We start from the raw sequence: 16,335 nt of genomic DNA, 5'->3' as shown, positions 1-16,335 counted from the left end.
CCCGCGAGGTCTACCGCGCTCTGACCAGCACACCAACCACACAAATCACTCAAACCGACCTGGCCTCTGCGGCTTGACAGCCATAGGAGCATCCCGGACACCCCGGGGGTGCGCACCGCAGGGGGGTGCGCACCCCCGGGCCGGTACCGCCGGCGGGGGCACCGCACCACCTTCCCACCCACGACACACCCGAACGGAGAGCCCGTGTTCCGCGTCCGCTCGTTCACGTCCCGCTTACTGGGCCTGCTCGCCGCGCTCGGCCTCGCGGTCGGCCTGAGCCTGCAGGCGGCCCCGCAGGCCGCCGCCGCCTCGCTGACCCAGATCACGAACTTCGGCCCCAACCCCACGGGCCTGCTGATGCACCTGTACGTGCCGAACAACGTCAGGCCCAACCCGCCGATCCTGCTGGCCCTGCACGGGTGCCAGGGCAACGGCCCCTACATGTACTCCAGCACCGACTTCGGGTCGCTGGCCGACCGGTACGGGTTCCTCGTCGTCTACCCCTCGACGAACCCCAACGGGAGCTGCTGGGACGTCTCCTCCGACCAGGCGCTGACCCGCAACGGCGGCAGTGACCCGGTCGGCCTGATGTCGATGATCACCTACACGGAGCAGCACTACGGCGGCAACGCCGACGCCGTGTACGTCACCGGGGAGTCGTCGGGCGGGATGATGACGAACGTGATGCTCGCCGACTACCCCGACGTGTTCAAGGCGGGCGCGGCGTTCATGGGCGTGCCCTACCACTGCTTCTACACCGGCACCGTCCGCGGCTGGAACGGCCCCTGCGCCCAGGGCCAGGTGTCCATGACCCCGCGGCAGTGGGGCGATCTGGTGCGCGGTGCCGATCGAGGCTACACCGGTCCGCGCCCCCGGGTGCAGCTGTGGCACGGCACGGCCGACACCATCCTCAGCCACCACAACCTCGGTGAGGAGATCAAGGAGTGGACCGACGTCCTCGGTGTCAGCCAGACGCCGTCGTCCACCGACACCCCCGCCGCGAACTGGAACCGCACGCGCTACACCGACGGCTCCGGCGTCACCCGGGTCGAGGCCTACAGCATCGCCGGCGCCGGGCACCAACTGCCGGTCCAGGGCACGGCCATGGCGGCCACCGCCGTCCACTTCATGGGCTTGGACGGGGGGACGTCCGGCGGCGGCACCACCGGCCCGCTGAAGGCGGTGGCCGCGGGCAAGTGCCTCACCGACGCGAACGGCGCGACGCTCGGCACGCAGCAGCAGATCCACGGCTGCAACGGCGGTGCGAACCAGACCTGGACCCGCACGGCGTCCAACCAGCTGACCGTGACCGTGGGCGGCGGCACGCTGTGCCTGGACGCCGAGGCGCACGGCACCAGCCCCGGCACGAAGGCGATCGTCTGGTCCTGCAACGGCCAGGCCAACCAGCAGTGGCAGCTGAACCCGAACGGCACCGTCACCGGCGTGCAGTCGGGGCTCTGCCTGGACGTGGCGGGCCTGGCCACCGGCGACGGCACGCCGGTCCAGCTGTGGACCTGCAGCGGCGGCGGCAACCAGCAGTGGAAGCTGGGATGATCCCGGGCGCGAGACTGCCCGCGCGCCGGGCGGTGACGGCCTGGTCGTGACGGAGTCCCGCCGCCGTCCCGCCGCCGTCCGCTGCCGGCCCGTCCCGGGGCGGCACCCGGACCGGGCCGGCTCCGGAACCGGGCTGCCCGCCGCACCGCGCGGCGGGCAGCCCGGGCGGGGCGGGCTCAGGCGCAGTCGGCGCCGTTCAGGGTGAACCGGGCCGGCGCCGGGTTGGCGCCCGAGTACGTCGCCTGGAAGCCGAAGCTTGCCGCCGCGCCGGGAGCCAGGGTGCCGTTCCAGCCGGTGTCCCGCGCGCTCACGGCGGCGCCGGACTGGCTCGCGGCCGCGTTCCAGGCGGTGGAGATCCGCTGGTCACCCGGGAAGCTCCAGCCGAGCGTCCAGCCGTCGACGGTCGAGGTGCCGGTGTTCCGCACGGTCACCGTGGCGGTGAACCCGTTGCCCCAGGCGTTGTCGACCGTGTACGTCACCGCGCAGGACGCCGTGGGCGCCGGGGTCCGTCGCTCGGCGGCGAACGCGGCCAGCCAGGCCAGCGAGGCGTTCCAGTTGATCGCGACCTCGTTGGTCGAGTACGAGCCGATGTCGTCGACGTAGCAGGCCGCCGGTGCGCAGCCCGCCAGGCGCTCCTTCGCCACCGGGTCCTCCAGGGCGGCGTCCGGGCCGCCCGCGAGGGAGCCGGCCGGCGGGTGCGGCAGCGAGGCGTCGTTCTGGTGCGCCCAGAACCGGTGGTGCTGGTTCTCGGAGGGCCGCGCCCCGTAGCCGGAGACGTAGGAGCGGTCCAGGGCGTTGCGGCCCAGCAGGTAGTCCATCGTCTCCAGCGCGCCCGTCCGGTAGCGCGCGGCGCCGGTCAGGTCGTAGGCGACGGCCAGCACCATCGCGTTGTCGGCGACCGCGCTGTTGGAGCCCCACACGTAGCCGTCGGCGGGGACCGGCACCGCGTAGCCCTGGCCGGCCATGGTGGACAGGTAGCCGTCGGCGGCTGACGTCAGCAGGCCGCGCAGCCGGGCCACGTCGTCGGCGGGCAGGGCCACGCCGGGCACGGTGGCCAGGGTGATCCGGCCGAGCGTCGCGGTGCCGCCCCACCAGAACGCGTCGACCGGCTTGGTGTGGTGCGGCGAGGAGGTGACCGCGTCACGGTACTGCGACTCGCCGGTGGTGGCGAGGAGTTCGGCCGCCGCCCAGTAGAACTCGTCGGAGACGTCGGCGTCCTCGTAGGCGCCGCCGCCGGTGTTGTCGCTCGCCGTGGCGAGGACGTTCGGATTGGCCCGGGCCGCCGTCCAGGCGCGACGCGCCGCGTCCAGGCAACGGGCGGCGAAGGCGGCGTCGTACGGCGCGTACACTCGGGCGCACTGGGCCGCGGTGGCGGCCAGGTTGAGTGTGGCGGCCGTCGACGGCTTGTGCAACTCGCGCGGCTGGTCGTCGAGTTCGGGCCGGGTCGGCAGACCGGTCCACTGCGCGTCGTGCACCTTGTGGAAGGCCATGCCGGCCATCGGCCTGCCCTCCGGGACCTGCATCCGCAGCAGGAACTCCAGCTCCCAGCGGGCCTCGTCCAGCCGGTCCGGCACTCCGTTGCCGCGCTCGGGGACGCGCAGCGTGGAGTCCCCGAGGACCGCTGCGTCGCCGGAACGCCGTGCCCGCTCGAAGGAGTTGAGCAGCTCCCAGGTCGCGATGCCGCCGTTGACCACGTACTTGCCCTGGTCGCCGGCGTCGTACCAGCCGCCGCGGACGTCCGAGCGGTAGTCGCACACGCCGGCCTGGCACGGCACGCTGGTGTCGCCCTTGTTCGGGGCCACCCCCAGATGGCCGGCGGGACGGGCGTACGCGCTGCCGGCCAGGGCCGCGTCGATGGCGATGCCGCTGCGCTGTTGGTAGAAGAACGACATGCTGTCGGCGCGCAGCCCGTCGTACAGGGTGGCCGAGATGTCGAACGGGTGGCTCGCCGAACCGTCGACCACCAGGGTGAGACCCGTGCCGGTGCCGGTGTACGCGCCGAAGTCCACCAGGTGCGTGGACTGGCCGGAGGCCCGGTCGGGGCCGACCACGGTCGTGGTGCCGGCGGCGAGTCGAGCGCCGGAGGAGGCGCGCAGCTGCCAGGGCAGCGGGGTGGTCGCCGAGCTGACCACGGTGGCCCGCTTGGGCCCGTCCGGCAGGTAGCCGAGCTGGTTGACGCGGACGGGGAAGTCGGCGGCCGCGGCGACCGCGTGAGCGGTGCGGGTGGCGTCGGTGGCGAGGGCGGGGGCCGGGGCGAACGCGGCGGCGCTCAGCCCGGCCGCGGCCAGGGTCAGGCCGGTCAGCGCGGCGGCCGCGCGCCGGGGCAGTCCGTGGCCGGAGGGAACGGGAGGCATGGGGGAGCCTTCCTTCGAGGGGGAGACAGGGGGGTGGGCCCTGACCAGGGGAGCCGGTCCATGGGAACCCGAGGCGAAGCGTGGGAGCGCTCCCAACGTCCACATGAAGCCAGCCCGGACATCGGAGCGTCAAGAGGCCGTAACGGGCCGGAAATTGGCCAGGACCTCACCGTGCTGCGGGTCAAGATTGGATAACGGGCGGAAGCGGGTCTTGTCGGCCCGATTGTTAGCGCTAACAATCTCGTCTCAAGTGCACCAGCGTCACCACCGCGCCCCGACGGGCGAGATGGTGACGCGCCGCCGCTGAGCCGCACCGCGGCCCCCAGTCGTCTCGCCCCACCCCGTGAACGCGGGCCGTTGCCGCCGTCCGTGCGATCGACGATCCCGAGAGGAAGTCCCCACATGTCCAAGAGAGTTGCGTCGGTCCTGGTCGCCGGTGCGATGGTTGCCGTCCTCGCCGCCTGTGGTTCCGGCGGCGGTGGAGGATCGGCCGCCAAGGGTTCCGGCCACAAGCTCGTCGTGGGCTTCTCGCAGGTCGGCGCGGAGAGCGGTTGGCGCACCGCCAACACCAAGTCGATCCAGGACGCGGCGAAGAAGGCCGGCGTCGAGCTGAAGTTCTCCGACGCTCAGCAGAAGCAGGAGAACCAGATCAAGGCGATCCGCTCGTTCATCCAGCAGAAGGTCGACGTGATCGCCTTCTCGCCGGTGGTGGAGTCGGGTTGGGACACCGTCCTGAAGGAGGCCAAGGACGCCCACATCCCGGTCATCCTGACCGACCGCGCGGTCGACTCCAAGGACGAGTCGCTCTACGTCTCCTTCCTCGGCTCGGACTTCGTCGAGGAGGGCAAGAAGGCCGGCGACTGGCTGGTGAAGGAGTACGCGGCCGCCAGTGGTGACGTGAACATCGTCCAGCTGGAGGGCACCACCGGTTCGGCGCCGGCCAACGACCGCAAGGCCGGCTTCGCGGACGCCGTCAAGGGCGAGCCCAAGTTCAAGGTGGTCGCCTCGCAGACCGGCGACTTCACCCGCGCCAAGGGCAAGGAGGTCATGCAGGCCTTCCTGAAGTCCCAGTCGAAGATCGACGTGCTCTACGCGCACAACGACGACATGGCGCTCGGCGCGATCCAGGCGATCGAGGAGGCCGGCAAGAAGCCGGGCACCGACATCAAGATCGTCTCGGTGGACGGCGTCAAGGACGCCTTCACCGCGATGAGCCAGGGAAAGATCAACTTCGATGTCGAGTGCAACCCGCTGCTCGGTGACCAGCTGATGGACCTCGCGAAGAAGGTCAAGGCGGGTGAGCAGGTGCCGCGGCGGATCAAGACGGAGGAGAGCACCTTCACCCCCGAGCAGGCCACCGCGGCCCTGCCGAACCGCCAGTACTGACCCGCACCGGCCGTGCGGGGCCGCTCCCGCGGTCCGGCCCCGCACGGTCCGGACGCCTCCCGCCCACGGTGGGACGCGTCCGGGACACACGAGAGGAGAACCGGGGTGCGTCAGCAACCGGTCCTGGAAGTCCGGGGGATCCGCAAGGAGTTCCCCGGGGTGGTGGCGCTGGACGGGGTCGACTTCCGGCTCTTCCCCGGCGAGGTGCACGCCCTGATGGGGGAGAACGGCGCCGGCAAGTCCACGCTGATCAAGGTGCTCACCGGGGTCCACCCGGCCGACGCCGGCGAGGTGGTGCTGGCCGGCCACCCGGTGCGGATAGCCGGGCCGCTGCAGGCCCAGGAGGCCGGCATCAGCACGGTCTACCAGGAGGTGAACCTCTGCCCGAACCTGTCGGTCGCGGAGAACATCTTCATCGGCCGCGAGCCCCGCCGCTTCGGTCTGATCGACTGGGCCACGATGCGCCGCCGGGCCGCCGAGCTGGTCCGCGAGATCGACCTGGACATCGACGTCAGCACGCCGCTGAACAGCCACTCCATCGCCGTCCAGCAGCTGGTGGCCATCGTCCGCGCGGTCGGCGTCTCCGCCAAGGTGCTGATCCTGGACGAGCCGACCTCCAGCCTGGACCGCGACGAGGTGCGCCAACTCTTCGCCGTCATGCGGCGCTTGCGCGACCAAGGCGTGGCGATCCTGTTCGTCTCGCACTTCCTCGACCAGGTCTACGAGATCTGCGACCGGATGACCGTGCTGCGCAACGGCCGGCTGGAGGGCGAGTACCTCACCGAGGAGCTCAGCCAGGTCCAACTGGTCTCCCGGATGATCGGCTCCGAACTCGCCGAACTCACGGAACTCGCCGGACACGCCGGCCAGGCCGGACACGCCGGACCCCAGCGCCTCGACGAGGACACCCGGCGCGGGCCCAGCGCCGCGGCCGACGCACCGGCGCTCCTGCGCGCCGACGGACTGACCCGCCGGGGCGCCGTCGAGCCGTACGACCTGGAGATCCGCTCGGGCGAGGTCATCGGACTGGCCGGGCTGCTCGGCTCCGGACGGACCGAGGCCGCCCGACTGCTGTTCGGCGCCGACCAGAGCGACGGCGGCACCCTGCGGATCGAGGGCGCCGAGACCGTGCTGCGCAGCCCGCGCGACGCGATCGCCCGCGGCATCGCCTTCTGCTCGGAGGACCGCAAGACCGAGGGCCTGGTCGGCGAACTGACCGTCCGGGAGAACATCGTCCTGGCCCTGCAGGCCGCCCGGGGCTGGGTCCGGCCCCTGTCGCGCGCCGCGCAGGACGAGTACGCGCTGCGCTGGATCCGCGCCCTGGACATCCGTCCCGGCAATCCCGAGGCGCTGGTGCGCAACCTCAGCGGCGGCAACCAGCAGAAGGTGCTGCTCGCCCGCTGGCTGATCACCGACCCCAAGCTGCTGATCCTGGACGAACCCACCCGCGGCATCGACATCGGGGCGAAGGCCGAGATCCAGAAGCTGGTGGCCGGCCTCGCCGAGGACGGCATGGCGGTGCTGTTCATCTCCGCCGAACTGGAGGAAGTGCTGCGGCTCAGCCACCGGGTCGCCGTCCTGCGCGACCACCGCATGGTCGCCCAACTCGACAACGGCGGCGAACTCACCCAGGAGCGCCTGATGGCCACGATCGCGAGCGGAGCGGACCGATGAGCAAGCGGAGCGGACCGATGAGCGAGCGGTTCACGGAGGGGTGCGCATGAGCACGGCAACGGCGGTGCGCCGCCCGGTGATGGCGATGACCCGGTTCCGGCTGTTCTGGCCGGCCGTGGTGCTGGTCGTCCTGCTGGTCGCCAACCTGGCCTTCACTCCCGACTTCTTCGCCGTCCACCTCCAGGGCGGCCACCTCTACGGCTCGCTGATCGACATCCTGCACTTCGGCGCCCCGCTGATCCTGGTCTCCCTGGGCATGACCCTGGTGATCGCCACGGGCGGCATCGACCTGTCGGTCGGTTCGACCGTCGCGATCTCCGGGGCCCTGGCCTGCCTGCACATCAGCCGGTCCGCCGACCCGGGCAGCGTCGGCACCGTGCTGACCGCCGTCGCCATCGCCCTCGGCAGCGCGCTGGTGCTCGGCCTCACCAACGGGGTGCTGGTGGCGAAGGCCGGCGTCCAGCCGATCGTCGCCACCCTGATCCTGATGGTCGCCGGGCGCGGCGTGGCCCAGCTGATCACCGACGGTCAGATCATCACCGTCACCAGCGATCCGTACAAGCTGATCGGCGGCGGCTACTGGCTGACCATGCCGTTCGCGATCCTGCTCAGCGCCCTGGTGGTGCTGGCCACCGTGCTGCTCACCCGCGCGACCGCGCTCGGACTGCTGCTGGAGTCCGTCGGCGGCAACCCGGTGGCCAGCCGCCTGGTCGGCATCCGGGCGGTGCGGCTGGTGGCCCTGGTGTACGTGTTCAGCGCGCTGTGCGCCGCGCTGGCCGGACTGATGGTGTCCTCCAACGTCTCGGCGGCCGACGGCAACAACGCCGGGCTGTGGATCGAACTGGACGCCATCCTCGCGGTGGTGCTCGGCGGGACGTCGCTGAACGGCGGCCGGTTCTCGATCGGCGGCACCGTGCTGGGGGCGCTCATCATCCAGACCCTCTCCACCACCGTCTACACCATCGGCATCCCGCCGGAGACCACCCTGGTGTTCAAGGCGGTCGTGGTGATCGCGGTGTGCCTGATCCAGTCGCCCAAGTTCCGCGCCGTGTTCGGCGCCAAGTTCGCGGCCCGGGCCCGGCGCGCCGACCGGCCACACGCGGCGGCCCCCGACGAGCGGCCGCTCGCCGCGACGCCCATCGACCGGCCGCTCGCCGCGTCCCCCATCGACCGGGAGGTCGGCGAATGAACGCCAACGCCCTGCTGACCCGCCTGCGCGGGCAGATCCCGCTGCTGGTCACCACCGTCCTGCTGGTGTCGATGTTCGGCGTCGGCTCGGTGCGCTACGACGGCTTCTTCTCCGGCCAGGTCGTGCTCAACCTGCTGATCGACAACGCCTTCCTGCTGGTCGTCGCGGTCGGCATGACCTTCGTCGTGCTGACCGGCGGCATCGACCTGTCCGTCGGCGCGGTGGTGGCGCTCTCCACCATGGTCTCGGCCTGGCTGGTCGAGCGGCACGGCTGGCCGCCGCTGCTGGTGATCCCGCTAGTCCTGCTGATGGGCACCGCGGGCGGCTGGTTGATGGGCTGGGTCATCCACGTCTTCGAGATCCAGCCGTTCATCGTCACCCTGGCCGGCATGTTCCTGGCCCGCGGCCTCTGCTACACGATCAGCATCGACTCGATCTCCATCACCGACCCGCAGTACACCGCGATGGCGCAGACCCGGATCCCGCTCGGCAGCCTGTTCGTCTCGCCGAGCGCGGTCATCGCGCTGCTGGTGGTCGCCGTCGGATTCGTGGTCCTCCACCACACCCGGCTCGGCCGCAACGTGTACGCGCTCGGCGGCAGCGAGCAGTCGGCGCTGCTGATGGGCCTGCCGGTCCAGCGCACCAGGACCACCGTCTACGCGATCAGCGGCTTCTGCTCCGCGCTCGGCGGCGTCCTGCTCACCTTCTACATGCTGTCCGGCTACGGCCTGCACGCGGTGGGCCTGGAACTCGACGCGATCGCCGCGGTCGTCATCGGCGGCACCCTGCTGACCGGCGGCTCCGGCTACCTGCTGGGGACCCTGCTAGGCGTGCTGGTGCTCGGCCTGATCCAGACCGTGATCAGCTTCCAGGGGACCCTCAGCTCCTGGTGGACCCGCATCGTCATCGGCGCGCTGCTGTTCGTCTTCATCGTCCTGCAACGCCTGATCACCACCCGCCGCCCCCGAGCGTGACACGTCCGCGGCTCCGGGGACGCCCCCGCTCCTGAGAGGCCCCCGCCCGGCGTCGCCGCCGCCCGGCCACCAACCGTGGCCGGGCGGCTGCTTGCGTCCGGCCGGGCGGGCACCCCCGCCTCGTCCCCTTCCGGCCGGCCCCGCGCGGCTGGGCCGGCGTCGCCGGCCGTCGCCGGAGGGCGTGGTCAGCGGGTCTTGAAGGACCTGCGCAGGGCCGCCCGGTCCTGCCACGAGTCCGCCGCCGGACCCTTGGCCATGTCGGCGAAGAAGCTGTCGTGGCGGACGAAGAACGCGGCGCGCTCCTCGGCGGTCATGGCCCCGAGGTCGGCCAGGCCCTCGAAGTAGCCCTCGCGCGCGGCGCCGGGGGCGAACAGCATGAGGAATTCGGCCGGCTCCCCGGAGATGTTGCCGAAGGAGTGCACGCCGCCGGGCGGGACGTAGAGGTAGTCGCCCTGGGAGGCGTCGAACCAGCGCTCGCCGTCGAAGACGTGGATCTCGCCGGACAGGACGTAGAACGACTCGCACATCGTCTTGTGGAAGTGCGGGCTGGTGCCGCCGACCTCGCCGGTGAGCCGGTTCTGGTAGAGCCCGTACAGCCCGTTCGTGCTGAGCCGGGTCGACAGGTAGTGGAACGCCGATCCGTTCGGCGCGACGTAGTCGGGTGGCGTCCCGGCCGGGCGGAACGAGGCGACGCCGGCCTCGCCCTCGTCCCGGTCGTAGACGATCTCGGGGTAGTCGGGGGCCAGGAAGGACACGTGGGTTTCCTCTCACGGTCGGTGCGTCCGACGGCTTGCGCCGCGTCAGGAAGCCTAGTGCCGACCGCGCGGACCGGCCCGACGGTGAAAAGAATCTTCGCGGGCCGGGGCAACCTTTCCCGCGGCGGTGGCCACCAGGGGGTGTCCGGACAGGCGGTCCGGTCGGAGGCAACGGCTGAAAGAGAGCATCGACATGTTTCCTCGTCCGTCCACGTCGTCGGAGGCGTCGCCCGGCGGCCGCGCCCGCCGCGGTGGCGCGTTCCGCCCGGCCGGTCCGGAGCGGCGGCAGACGCACCGTCGCCGTCGGTTGCACCAGCGCCGGAGCTTCTGGGCGGCCGTCGGCCTCGCGGTCGTGGGTGGTTCCGTGGTCGTGGTGAACTCGGCATCGGCGGGCACCGTGGACACCAACGCCTGGTACGTGCTGGTCAATCGCGGCACCGGCCAGGTGCTGGACGACCTCGGGGCCGCCACGCACGACGGAGCGCCGATGGCGCAGTGGAGCCGTCACGGCGGGCCCAACCAGCAGTGGAAGTTCCTCGACTCGGGCGGCGGCAACTACCGGCTGCAGAACCGGCATTCGGGCAAGGTGCTGGACGACTACGGCTGGTCGAGGAGCGAAGGCTCCCAGGTGGTGCAGTGGAGTGACCTGAACGGGGCCAACCAGCAGTTCCACCTGGAGAAGTCCTCGGACGGCTACGTGCGGCTGATCAACCGCTTCAACGGCCTGGCCGTCGAGGTCCCGCTCGGCTCCGACGCCAACGGGGGCCGCCTCGCCCAGTACCACGACTGGAACGGGGCCAACCAGCAGTGGCAACTCGTCCCGGCGACAAGCGGCGGCGGCTCCGGGAGCACGGGCAGCAGCGCCACGCCGGCCACCCCGACCCCGGCCGGCACGCCCGGCGCGCCCGGCACGCCCGGCGCGCCCGGCACGCCCGGCGCGCCCGGCACGCCCACCGCGCAGGGCGGCGGCGTTCCGGCGGGCCGGAGCCCGAGCGGCACCCGTCCGGCCTCGACACCACCGGCCGCTCCGACCGCCGCCGGCGGCAGCCCGGCGAAGCAGTTCATGGGCGGCAGCACGCTGCTCCTCGGCGGCCTGATGGAGGACTCCACGGCGAACGCCGCGCCGTTCGACGTGCGGTACGCCTACATCCACAGCCGGCCCGCGCCCTCGTCCGACGCCTACACGGCCGCGCGCTGCAAGGCCGAGTGGTCGAGCTGGTGGGGCTGTTGGACCGGTGACACCACGGCGCCCGGCACCCAGGTGAGCGTGTACAAGGACCGTGCGTCCAAGGCGACGTACCAGGGCAAGCCGCGCTCCCAGAAGGTCCTCTTCACCTGGTACTCGCTGCGCGACCTCGGCGACATGGCGGGCCAGGGTGACGGTCCGGGCGAGGTGCAGGCCATCAACCGGGCCGACCTGCTCACCCAGTACCTGAACGACTACCGCTTCTTCCTCCAGAGGATCGGCACCTCGCAGGACATGGTCGACCTGGAGCCCGACTTCTGGGGCTACGTCCGCTCGCTCGGCAACCCGCACCAGGTGCCCGCACAGGTCAAGGCCGCGAACCCGACGGACTGCGGCTCGCAGGAGAACAGCGCCGCGGGCCTGGCCCAGTGCCTGATCGCGATGGGGCACAAGTACGCGCCGAACACCGGCGTGGGCCTGCACCTGTCCTGCTTCGACTGGCAGCAGAACACTCCGCAGTGCGTCAAGGACTACGCGGACCTCGGGGCATCGAGCGCCGACTTCCTGGTCACTGATGTGACGGACCGTGACGCGGGCTGGTACGCACTGCCCGCCCACGGCAGCCGTGACACCTTCTGGAACGACCAGAAGGGCTTCGCCGCGCTCGGGTTCTACAAGACGATGGCCGAGTCGGTGGGCAAGCCGGTGGTCCTGTGGCAGATCCCGCTGGGCAACATGGCGCAGAACAACACGCCCGGCCACTACAAGGACGACAAGGTCGACTGGTTCTTCTCGCACCTGGACCAGGTGGCGAACGCCCACGTCGGCGCCCTCCTGTTCGGCGCCGGCTGGTCGGAACAGACCACGCCCGAGACCGACGGCGGGAACCTGGTCACCAAGACGATCGCCAACCACAACGCGGGCGGCACGCCGCTCAGGTAGCCGCCCGCAGCCGGCGGCCCACCGTTCGGCGGGCCGCCTCGGCCCCCGTCGTCCGCCGGGGCGTGCGGCTAACCCGGTCGCACCGCCCCGGCTCTCGCTGGCGGGGGCGGAGAGTTACTTGACAGCCTCAACTATTCAGTCCTACCGTTGACGCGTTACTTAAGGGCATGAACCATCGAGTGACTCAATACTTCCTGCGAGGAGCACCACCCATGAAGGCCATCACCTACCGCAGCTACGGCGGACCCGACGTCCTGGAGTACGGGGACGTGCCCGAGCCCAAGCTCGGCCCCGACTCCGTGCTGGTCCGCGTGGCGGCCGCGTCGGTCAACCCGGTCGACTGGAAGATCCAGGCCGGTTACCTCGACGGCATGCTGGACGTGGTCTTCCCCGTGATCCCGGGCTGGGACGTCGCCGGTGTGGTGGAGCAGGTCGGCGTCGGAGTCACCGAGTTCACCCCGGGTGACGAGGTGATCGGCTACGTCCGCGAGGACATGGTGCGGCGCGGCACCTTCGCCGAGTACGTCGCCGCGCCCGTGCGCACCCTCGCCCGCAAGCCCGCCAACCTGGACTTCGCCCAGGCCGCCGGCCTGCCGCTGGCCGGCCTCACCGCCTACCAGGCGCTCACCCGCGCCCTGGAGGTCAAGCCGGGCGAGACCGTGCTCGTCCACGCGGCCGCCGGCGGCGTCGGCTCGCTCGCCGTCCAGATCGCCGTCGCCCTGGGCGCCCGGGTGATCGGCACCGCGAGCGATCGCAACCACGACTACCTGCGCGGTCTCGGCGCCGAGCCGGTGGCCTACGGCGACGGCCTCGCCGACCGCGTCCGTGCGCTGGCGCCGGAGGGCGTCGACGCCGTACTCGACCTGGTCGGCGGCGACGCCCTCCGGATCTCGCCCGCGCTGCTCGCCGGAGGCGGCCGCCTCGCCTCGGTCGCCGACGGTGCCGTCCTCGCCCTCGGCGGGCGCTACGTCTTCGTCCGCCCCGACGCGGCCGACCTCACCGCCCTGACCGACCTCGCCGAGAGCGGCCGGCTCACCGTCGAGGTCGCGGCGACCTTCCCGCTGGAACAGGCGGCCGACGCCCAGCGCCTCAGCGCCGCCGGTCACACCCGCGGCAAGATCGTCGTCACCATCCCCTGACCTCCCTGCCCGGCCCCATCCCCTGACCCCCTGCCCGACCCCTTCACCAGGACCGTCCCGCACCACCCCGGAAGGACCCGCCGTGTCCCTCGTCGTGATCACCGACTGGCTCGCCGACCTCGGCGCCGAGCAGCACGTCGCCGACCTGCTCCCCGCCGTCACCGAGGCCGCGCTCACCGAGCCCGGGGTGCTCTCCTTCCGGGTGGTGCGCTCCCTGCGGGACCAGGCCGCCTTCGTCGTCTTCGCCGAGTACGAGGACGAACACGCGCTGGCCGCCCACCGTGAGAGCGCGTCCTACCAGCGCCTCGTGCTGGCCGGCATCACCCCGCACCTCATCGACCGCCAGGCCGAGGCCTACGCGCTCGTGTGACGCGGGTCGCCGACTCCCACGGCGTACCGGGCCTCCACGCCCGAGCCGGCCGGGTCGACCGGGTCGACCGGGCCGCGTGAACGGCCCGGGCGCCGGGGCGGGGATCCGCTGTCGATATACGCGCTCCGGCAGTGGTTCCCCCGGCCGTCGGCCGTCCGTCAGGGCCGGATGTTCTCCAGGTCCTCCAGGAGGCGGGGCTGCTTCGGCTCCCAGCCCAGCGCCTGCCGGGTGCGGGTGCTGGACGAGGGCTGGTCGGCCCGGAAGATCGGGGCGAGCGGGCCGTAGGTCTCGTCCGGGACCGAGGCGACCGGCAGTCCCAGCCGTCGGCCGATCACGGCCGCGATGTCCCGTACCTCGTCCCCCTCGTCGGCCACGGCGTGCCAGGTGGTGCCGGCTTCCGCGCGCTCCAGGGCGAGCCGGAAGAGGACGGCCGCGTCGAGCGCGTGGACGGCGGGCCAGCGCTGCGTGCCGTCTCCGGGGTAGCCGGAGATCCCGGTCCGGCGGGCGATGTCGGTCAGCAGGCCGGCGAACCCGCCCGTGCCCTGGTGGTGCACCGTGCGCGGCAGGCGGACGGACGTGCTCCGGACCCCGTGCGAGGCCAGGCCCAGGATCGCCGTGACGGTGCGACCGCGGCCGCCGACCGGCCCGTCGGTCGGTGCCGGGTCGGCCTCGGTGGAGGCCCGGCCCGGCACCCAGGGCGTACCCGCGACGGTGACCAGGGGGCGGCCGCTGCCGACGAGTTCCTCACCGAGGGCGGTGAGGGCGGCGGTCTCCTCGGCGACGTTCCGTGCCAGGGCCTCGGGGCTGCTGAAGTCGTTGCCGAAGGCCAGGTGGATCACCCCGTCGGCCCGGCCGGCGCCGGAGCGCAGGACGTCCAGATCGGCGAGGCTTCCCCGCAGGGGCTCGGCGCCGGCGGCCTCGACGGCCCGTGCGGAGGCGTCGGAGCGGGCGAGCGCGAGGACGGTGTGGCCCTTGCCGAGGAGTTCGGCGATGACGGCGGAACCGATCAAGCCGGTGCCGCCGGTGACGAAGACGCGCATGGAAACCCTCCACGAAGTGATGGGACTCTTGTCCCATCACCGTAGCAGAGTGATGGGACAAGAGTCCCATCACATATGCTGACCCCATGAGTCGATGGGAACCGGGTGCGCGGGAACGCCTCGTCGTGGCGGCGGTCGACCTGTTCACGGAACAGGGGTACGACGCCACGACGGTCGCGCAGATCGCCGAGCGTGCCGGCGTCACCAAGAGCACCTTCTTCCGGCACTTCCCCGACAAGCGCGAGCTGCTGGTCGCCGGGCAGGAGACCCTGAGCCGGCTGCTGGCCGAGGGGATCGCCGACGCGCCCGGCGACGCCGGCCCGCTGGAGGCGGTCGCCGCCGGCCTCGAACGCGCCTCGGCCGCGATGGGCCCCGGGAGCCATGAACTCGCCCCCCGCCTGAAGGCGGCCGTCGCCGCCAGCGCCGAGCTCCAGGAACGCGACGCCCTCAAGACCGTCGGTCTCGCGGCCGCGATGACGACCGCGCTGGTCGCCCGCGGCGTCCCCGATCCGACGGCCGCCCTCGCAGGTGAGCTGGGCGTCCTCGCTTTCAAACGGGGGTACGCCGCCTGGGCCGAGGACGACCGCGGCGCCGAGGACGGACTCGCCGGGTACACGCTGGCGGCCCTGGAGGAACTGCGGGCCGCGAGCGCCTCGCTGGGCTGACCCGAGGGGACGCCGGGGGCGCCGGCGAGGCGAGCCAGGCGGTCGTCAGCCGGTGGAACTCCGCGGGACGCTCCTGCCGGATCCGGTGCCCGAAGCCGTCCAGGAGGTCACATCGCGGGGGTGGGACGAGGATCCAGACGGCAGCGTGCCGCGCGTGGACCCAGGCGCGGGTGTGGAAGCTCTCCCGCAGCCTGGGCTGGGGTTCCTGCCGGGCCGGTTCCTTGGTGAGCGGTACCCGGCCGTTCCTCGTCCGGGTCCGCGTGTGCAAGGCGGCGCGGGTCCACAGGGCGACCAGTCGCAGCCAGAGCAAGCCGAGGCCGGCCCAGCCGAGCAGGAGCAGGTCGGTGTGCGGTTGCACGGCGCCGGAGCCCAGCCCGAAGGCTCGTGCCAGCGCCCCCGCCATCGCCGCTCACGCGCCCACCGCGCAGCGCCGGACCACTCACGTCAAGAGACGCCCGACCGCAGACCCCCGTGATCGACTCCGGCGGAGTCTCCCGCCCCCCGGGCTGTCGAGGTCCTCGCGGGCCGGCGGCCATCCGCCGGGGCACCGCCGGGCCGTGGATTACCGGTGCCGGGCGGCATTCGCCCCACCGGCGAGGCCTTCGGGGCGGCCTCCCCGCTCGACCTCGGGACACGCCGCGGCGACTCGTGCGGTCGGTCAGCGCGCCACGCGCGCCACTGCGTCGCCCTCGACGTCCGCTTCGTCCGCGTCCGCGGCGTCGCTGAGGCCGAGGCGCAGGTGTTCGGTGTGGTAGACGGCCTGGTCGAGGAGTTCGGCGACGTGGTGGTCGTGGAGCGCGTAGACGATCGAGCGGCCCTGGCGTCGGCCGACGATCAGGCCGAGGTTGCGCAGGAGCCGCAGCTGGTGGGAGCAGGCGGACTGCTCCATGCCGACGGCGTTGGCGAGTTCGGTGGCCGCGCAGGGGCCTTCGCGGAGGCGGGCGAGGATCAGTAGCCGGGACGGCGTGGCCAGGGCCTGCAGGGTGGTGGCCACCCGGGCGGCGTTGTCCGCGTCCAGGCGGATGCGCGGGACGGTGGTGTTCGCGGGGGAGGCTCCATGACCCATGTGCTCATCCTACAGACAATGAATGAAGGACTGTTCATATG

The 16,335-nt window shown here is 72.3% G+C and carries 13 protein-coding genes; 9 read left to right on the top strand and 4 right to left on the bottom strand.

Annotation, left to right across the window (positions count from 1 at the left end):
* Nucleotides 1-204: 204 nt before the first annotated feature.
* Nucleotides 205-1,554 (top strand): extracellular catalytic domain type 1 short-chain-length polyhydroxyalkanoate depolymerase, encoded by a 1,350-nt coding sequence (locus ACZ6Y7_RS28465; protein ID WP_465760796.1) that lies wholly within the window; start codon nucleotides 205-207, stop codon nucleotides 1,552-1,554.
* 176 nt (nucleotides 1,555-1,730) lie between these two features.
* On the opposite strand, the gene ACZ6Y7_RS28460 is transcribed toward ACZ6Y7_RS28465, so the two are convergent.
* The gene (locus tag ACZ6Y7_RS28460; protein WP_465760795.1) at nucleotides 1,731-3,908 is read right to left on the bottom strand and encodes a glycoside hydrolase family 9 protein; all 2,178 of its coding nucleotides are present in this window, start codon (nucleotides 3,906-3,908) and stop codon (nucleotides 1,731-1,733) included.
* 402 nt (nucleotides 3,909-4,310) lie between these two features.
* On the opposite strand from ACZ6Y7_RS28460, the gene ACZ6Y7_RS28455 reads away from it, so the two are divergent.
* From ACZ6Y7_RS28455 to yjfF, 4 genes are all read left to right on the top strand, one after another.
* Nucleotides 4,311-5,294, top strand: coding sequence for an ABC transporter substrate-binding protein (locus ACZ6Y7_RS28455; RefSeq protein WP_465760794.1), 984 nt, complete (start codon nucleotides 4,311-4,313; stop codon nucleotides 5,292-5,294).
* Between the two features lie 105 nt (nucleotides 5,295-5,399).
* Nucleotides 5,400-6,968 (top strand): sugar ABC transporter ATP-binding protein, encoded by a 1,569-nt coding sequence (locus ACZ6Y7_RS28450; protein ID WP_465760793.1) that lies wholly within the window; start codon nucleotides 5,400-5,402, stop codon nucleotides 6,966-6,968.
* 46 nt (nucleotides 6,969-7,014) lie between these two features.
* Entirely contained in the window at nucleotides 7,015-8,157 is a 1,143-nt protein-coding gene (locus tag ACZ6Y7_RS28445; RefSeq protein ID WP_465760792.1) for an ABC transporter permease, read from the top strand.
* Entirely contained in the window at nucleotides 8,154-9,131 is a 978-nt protein-coding gene (yjfF, locus tag ACZ6Y7_RS28440) for a galactofuranose ABC transporter, permease protein YjfF (protein WP_465760791.1), read from the top strand. The genes ACZ6Y7_RS28445 and yjfF overlap by 4 nt, the downstream gene beginning before the upstream one ends.
* Nucleotides 9,132-9,316: 185 nt before the next feature.
* On the opposite strand, the gene ACZ6Y7_RS28435 is transcribed toward yjfF, so the two are convergent.
* Complete coding sequence (locus ACZ6Y7_RS28435; protein WP_465760790.1) at nucleotides 9,317-9,886, bottom strand: cupin domain-containing protein; 570 nt, start codon at nucleotides 9,884-9,886, stop codon at nucleotides 9,317-9,319.
* A gap of 373 nt (nucleotides 9,887-10,259) precedes the next feature.
* On the opposite strand from ACZ6Y7_RS28435, the gene ACZ6Y7_RS28430 reads away from it, so the two are divergent.
* The 3 genes from ACZ6Y7_RS28430 (at nucleotide 10,260) to ACZ6Y7_RS28420 (ending at nucleotide 13,523) form a co-directional block, all read left to right on the top strand.
* A complete protein-coding gene (locus ACZ6Y7_RS28430) occupies nucleotides 10,260-12,014 on the top strand; it encodes an RICIN domain-containing protein (RefSeq protein ID WP_465760789.1) in 1,755 nt (584 codons plus the stop codon).
* Nucleotides 12,015-12,226: 212 nt separating this feature from the next.
* Nucleotides 12,227-13,153 (top strand): NADP-dependent oxidoreductase, encoded by a 927-nt coding sequence (locus tag ACZ6Y7_RS28425; protein ID WP_465760788.1) that lies wholly within the window; start codon nucleotides 12,227-12,229, stop codon nucleotides 13,151-13,153.
* Nucleotides 13,154-13,235: 82 nt separating this feature from the next.
* Nucleotides 13,236-13,523, top strand: a complete 288-nt coding sequence (locus tag ACZ6Y7_RS28420; protein WP_465760787.1) for a putative quinol monooxygenase — start codon at nucleotides 13,236-13,238, stop codon at nucleotides 13,521-13,523.
* Between the two features lie 158 nt (nucleotides 13,524-13,681).
* Here the strand turns inward: ACZ6Y7_RS28420 and ACZ6Y7_RS28415 are convergent, their stop codons facing one another.
* Entirely contained in the window at nucleotides 13,682-14,563 is an 882-nt protein-coding gene (locus tag ACZ6Y7_RS28415) for an SDR family oxidoreductase (RefSeq protein ID WP_465760786.1), read from the bottom strand.
* Between the two features lie 86 nt (nucleotides 14,564-14,649).
* On the opposite strand from ACZ6Y7_RS28415, the gene ACZ6Y7_RS28410 reads away from it, so the two are divergent.
* Complete coding sequence (locus tag ACZ6Y7_RS28410; RefSeq protein WP_465760785.1) at nucleotides 14,650-15,228, top strand: TetR/AcrR family transcriptional regulator; 579 nt, start codon at nucleotides 14,650-14,652, stop codon at nucleotides 15,226-15,228.
* 658 nt (nucleotides 15,229-15,886) lie between these two features.
* Here ACZ6Y7_RS28410 and ACZ6Y7_RS28405 read toward each other — a convergent pair.
* Entirely contained in the window at nucleotides 15,887-16,294 is a 408-nt protein-coding gene (locus ACZ6Y7_RS28405; RefSeq protein WP_465760784.1) for an ArsR/SmtB family transcription factor, read from the bottom strand.
* Between the last annotated feature and the right edge of the window lie 41 nt (nucleotides 16,295-16,335).

It is taken from the genome of Kitasatospora sp. NPDC053308 (assembly GCF_055585785.1).
The sequence above is the reverse complement of the archived record's forward strand: the minus strand, read 5'-3'. Positions and strand labels throughout refer to the sequence as shown.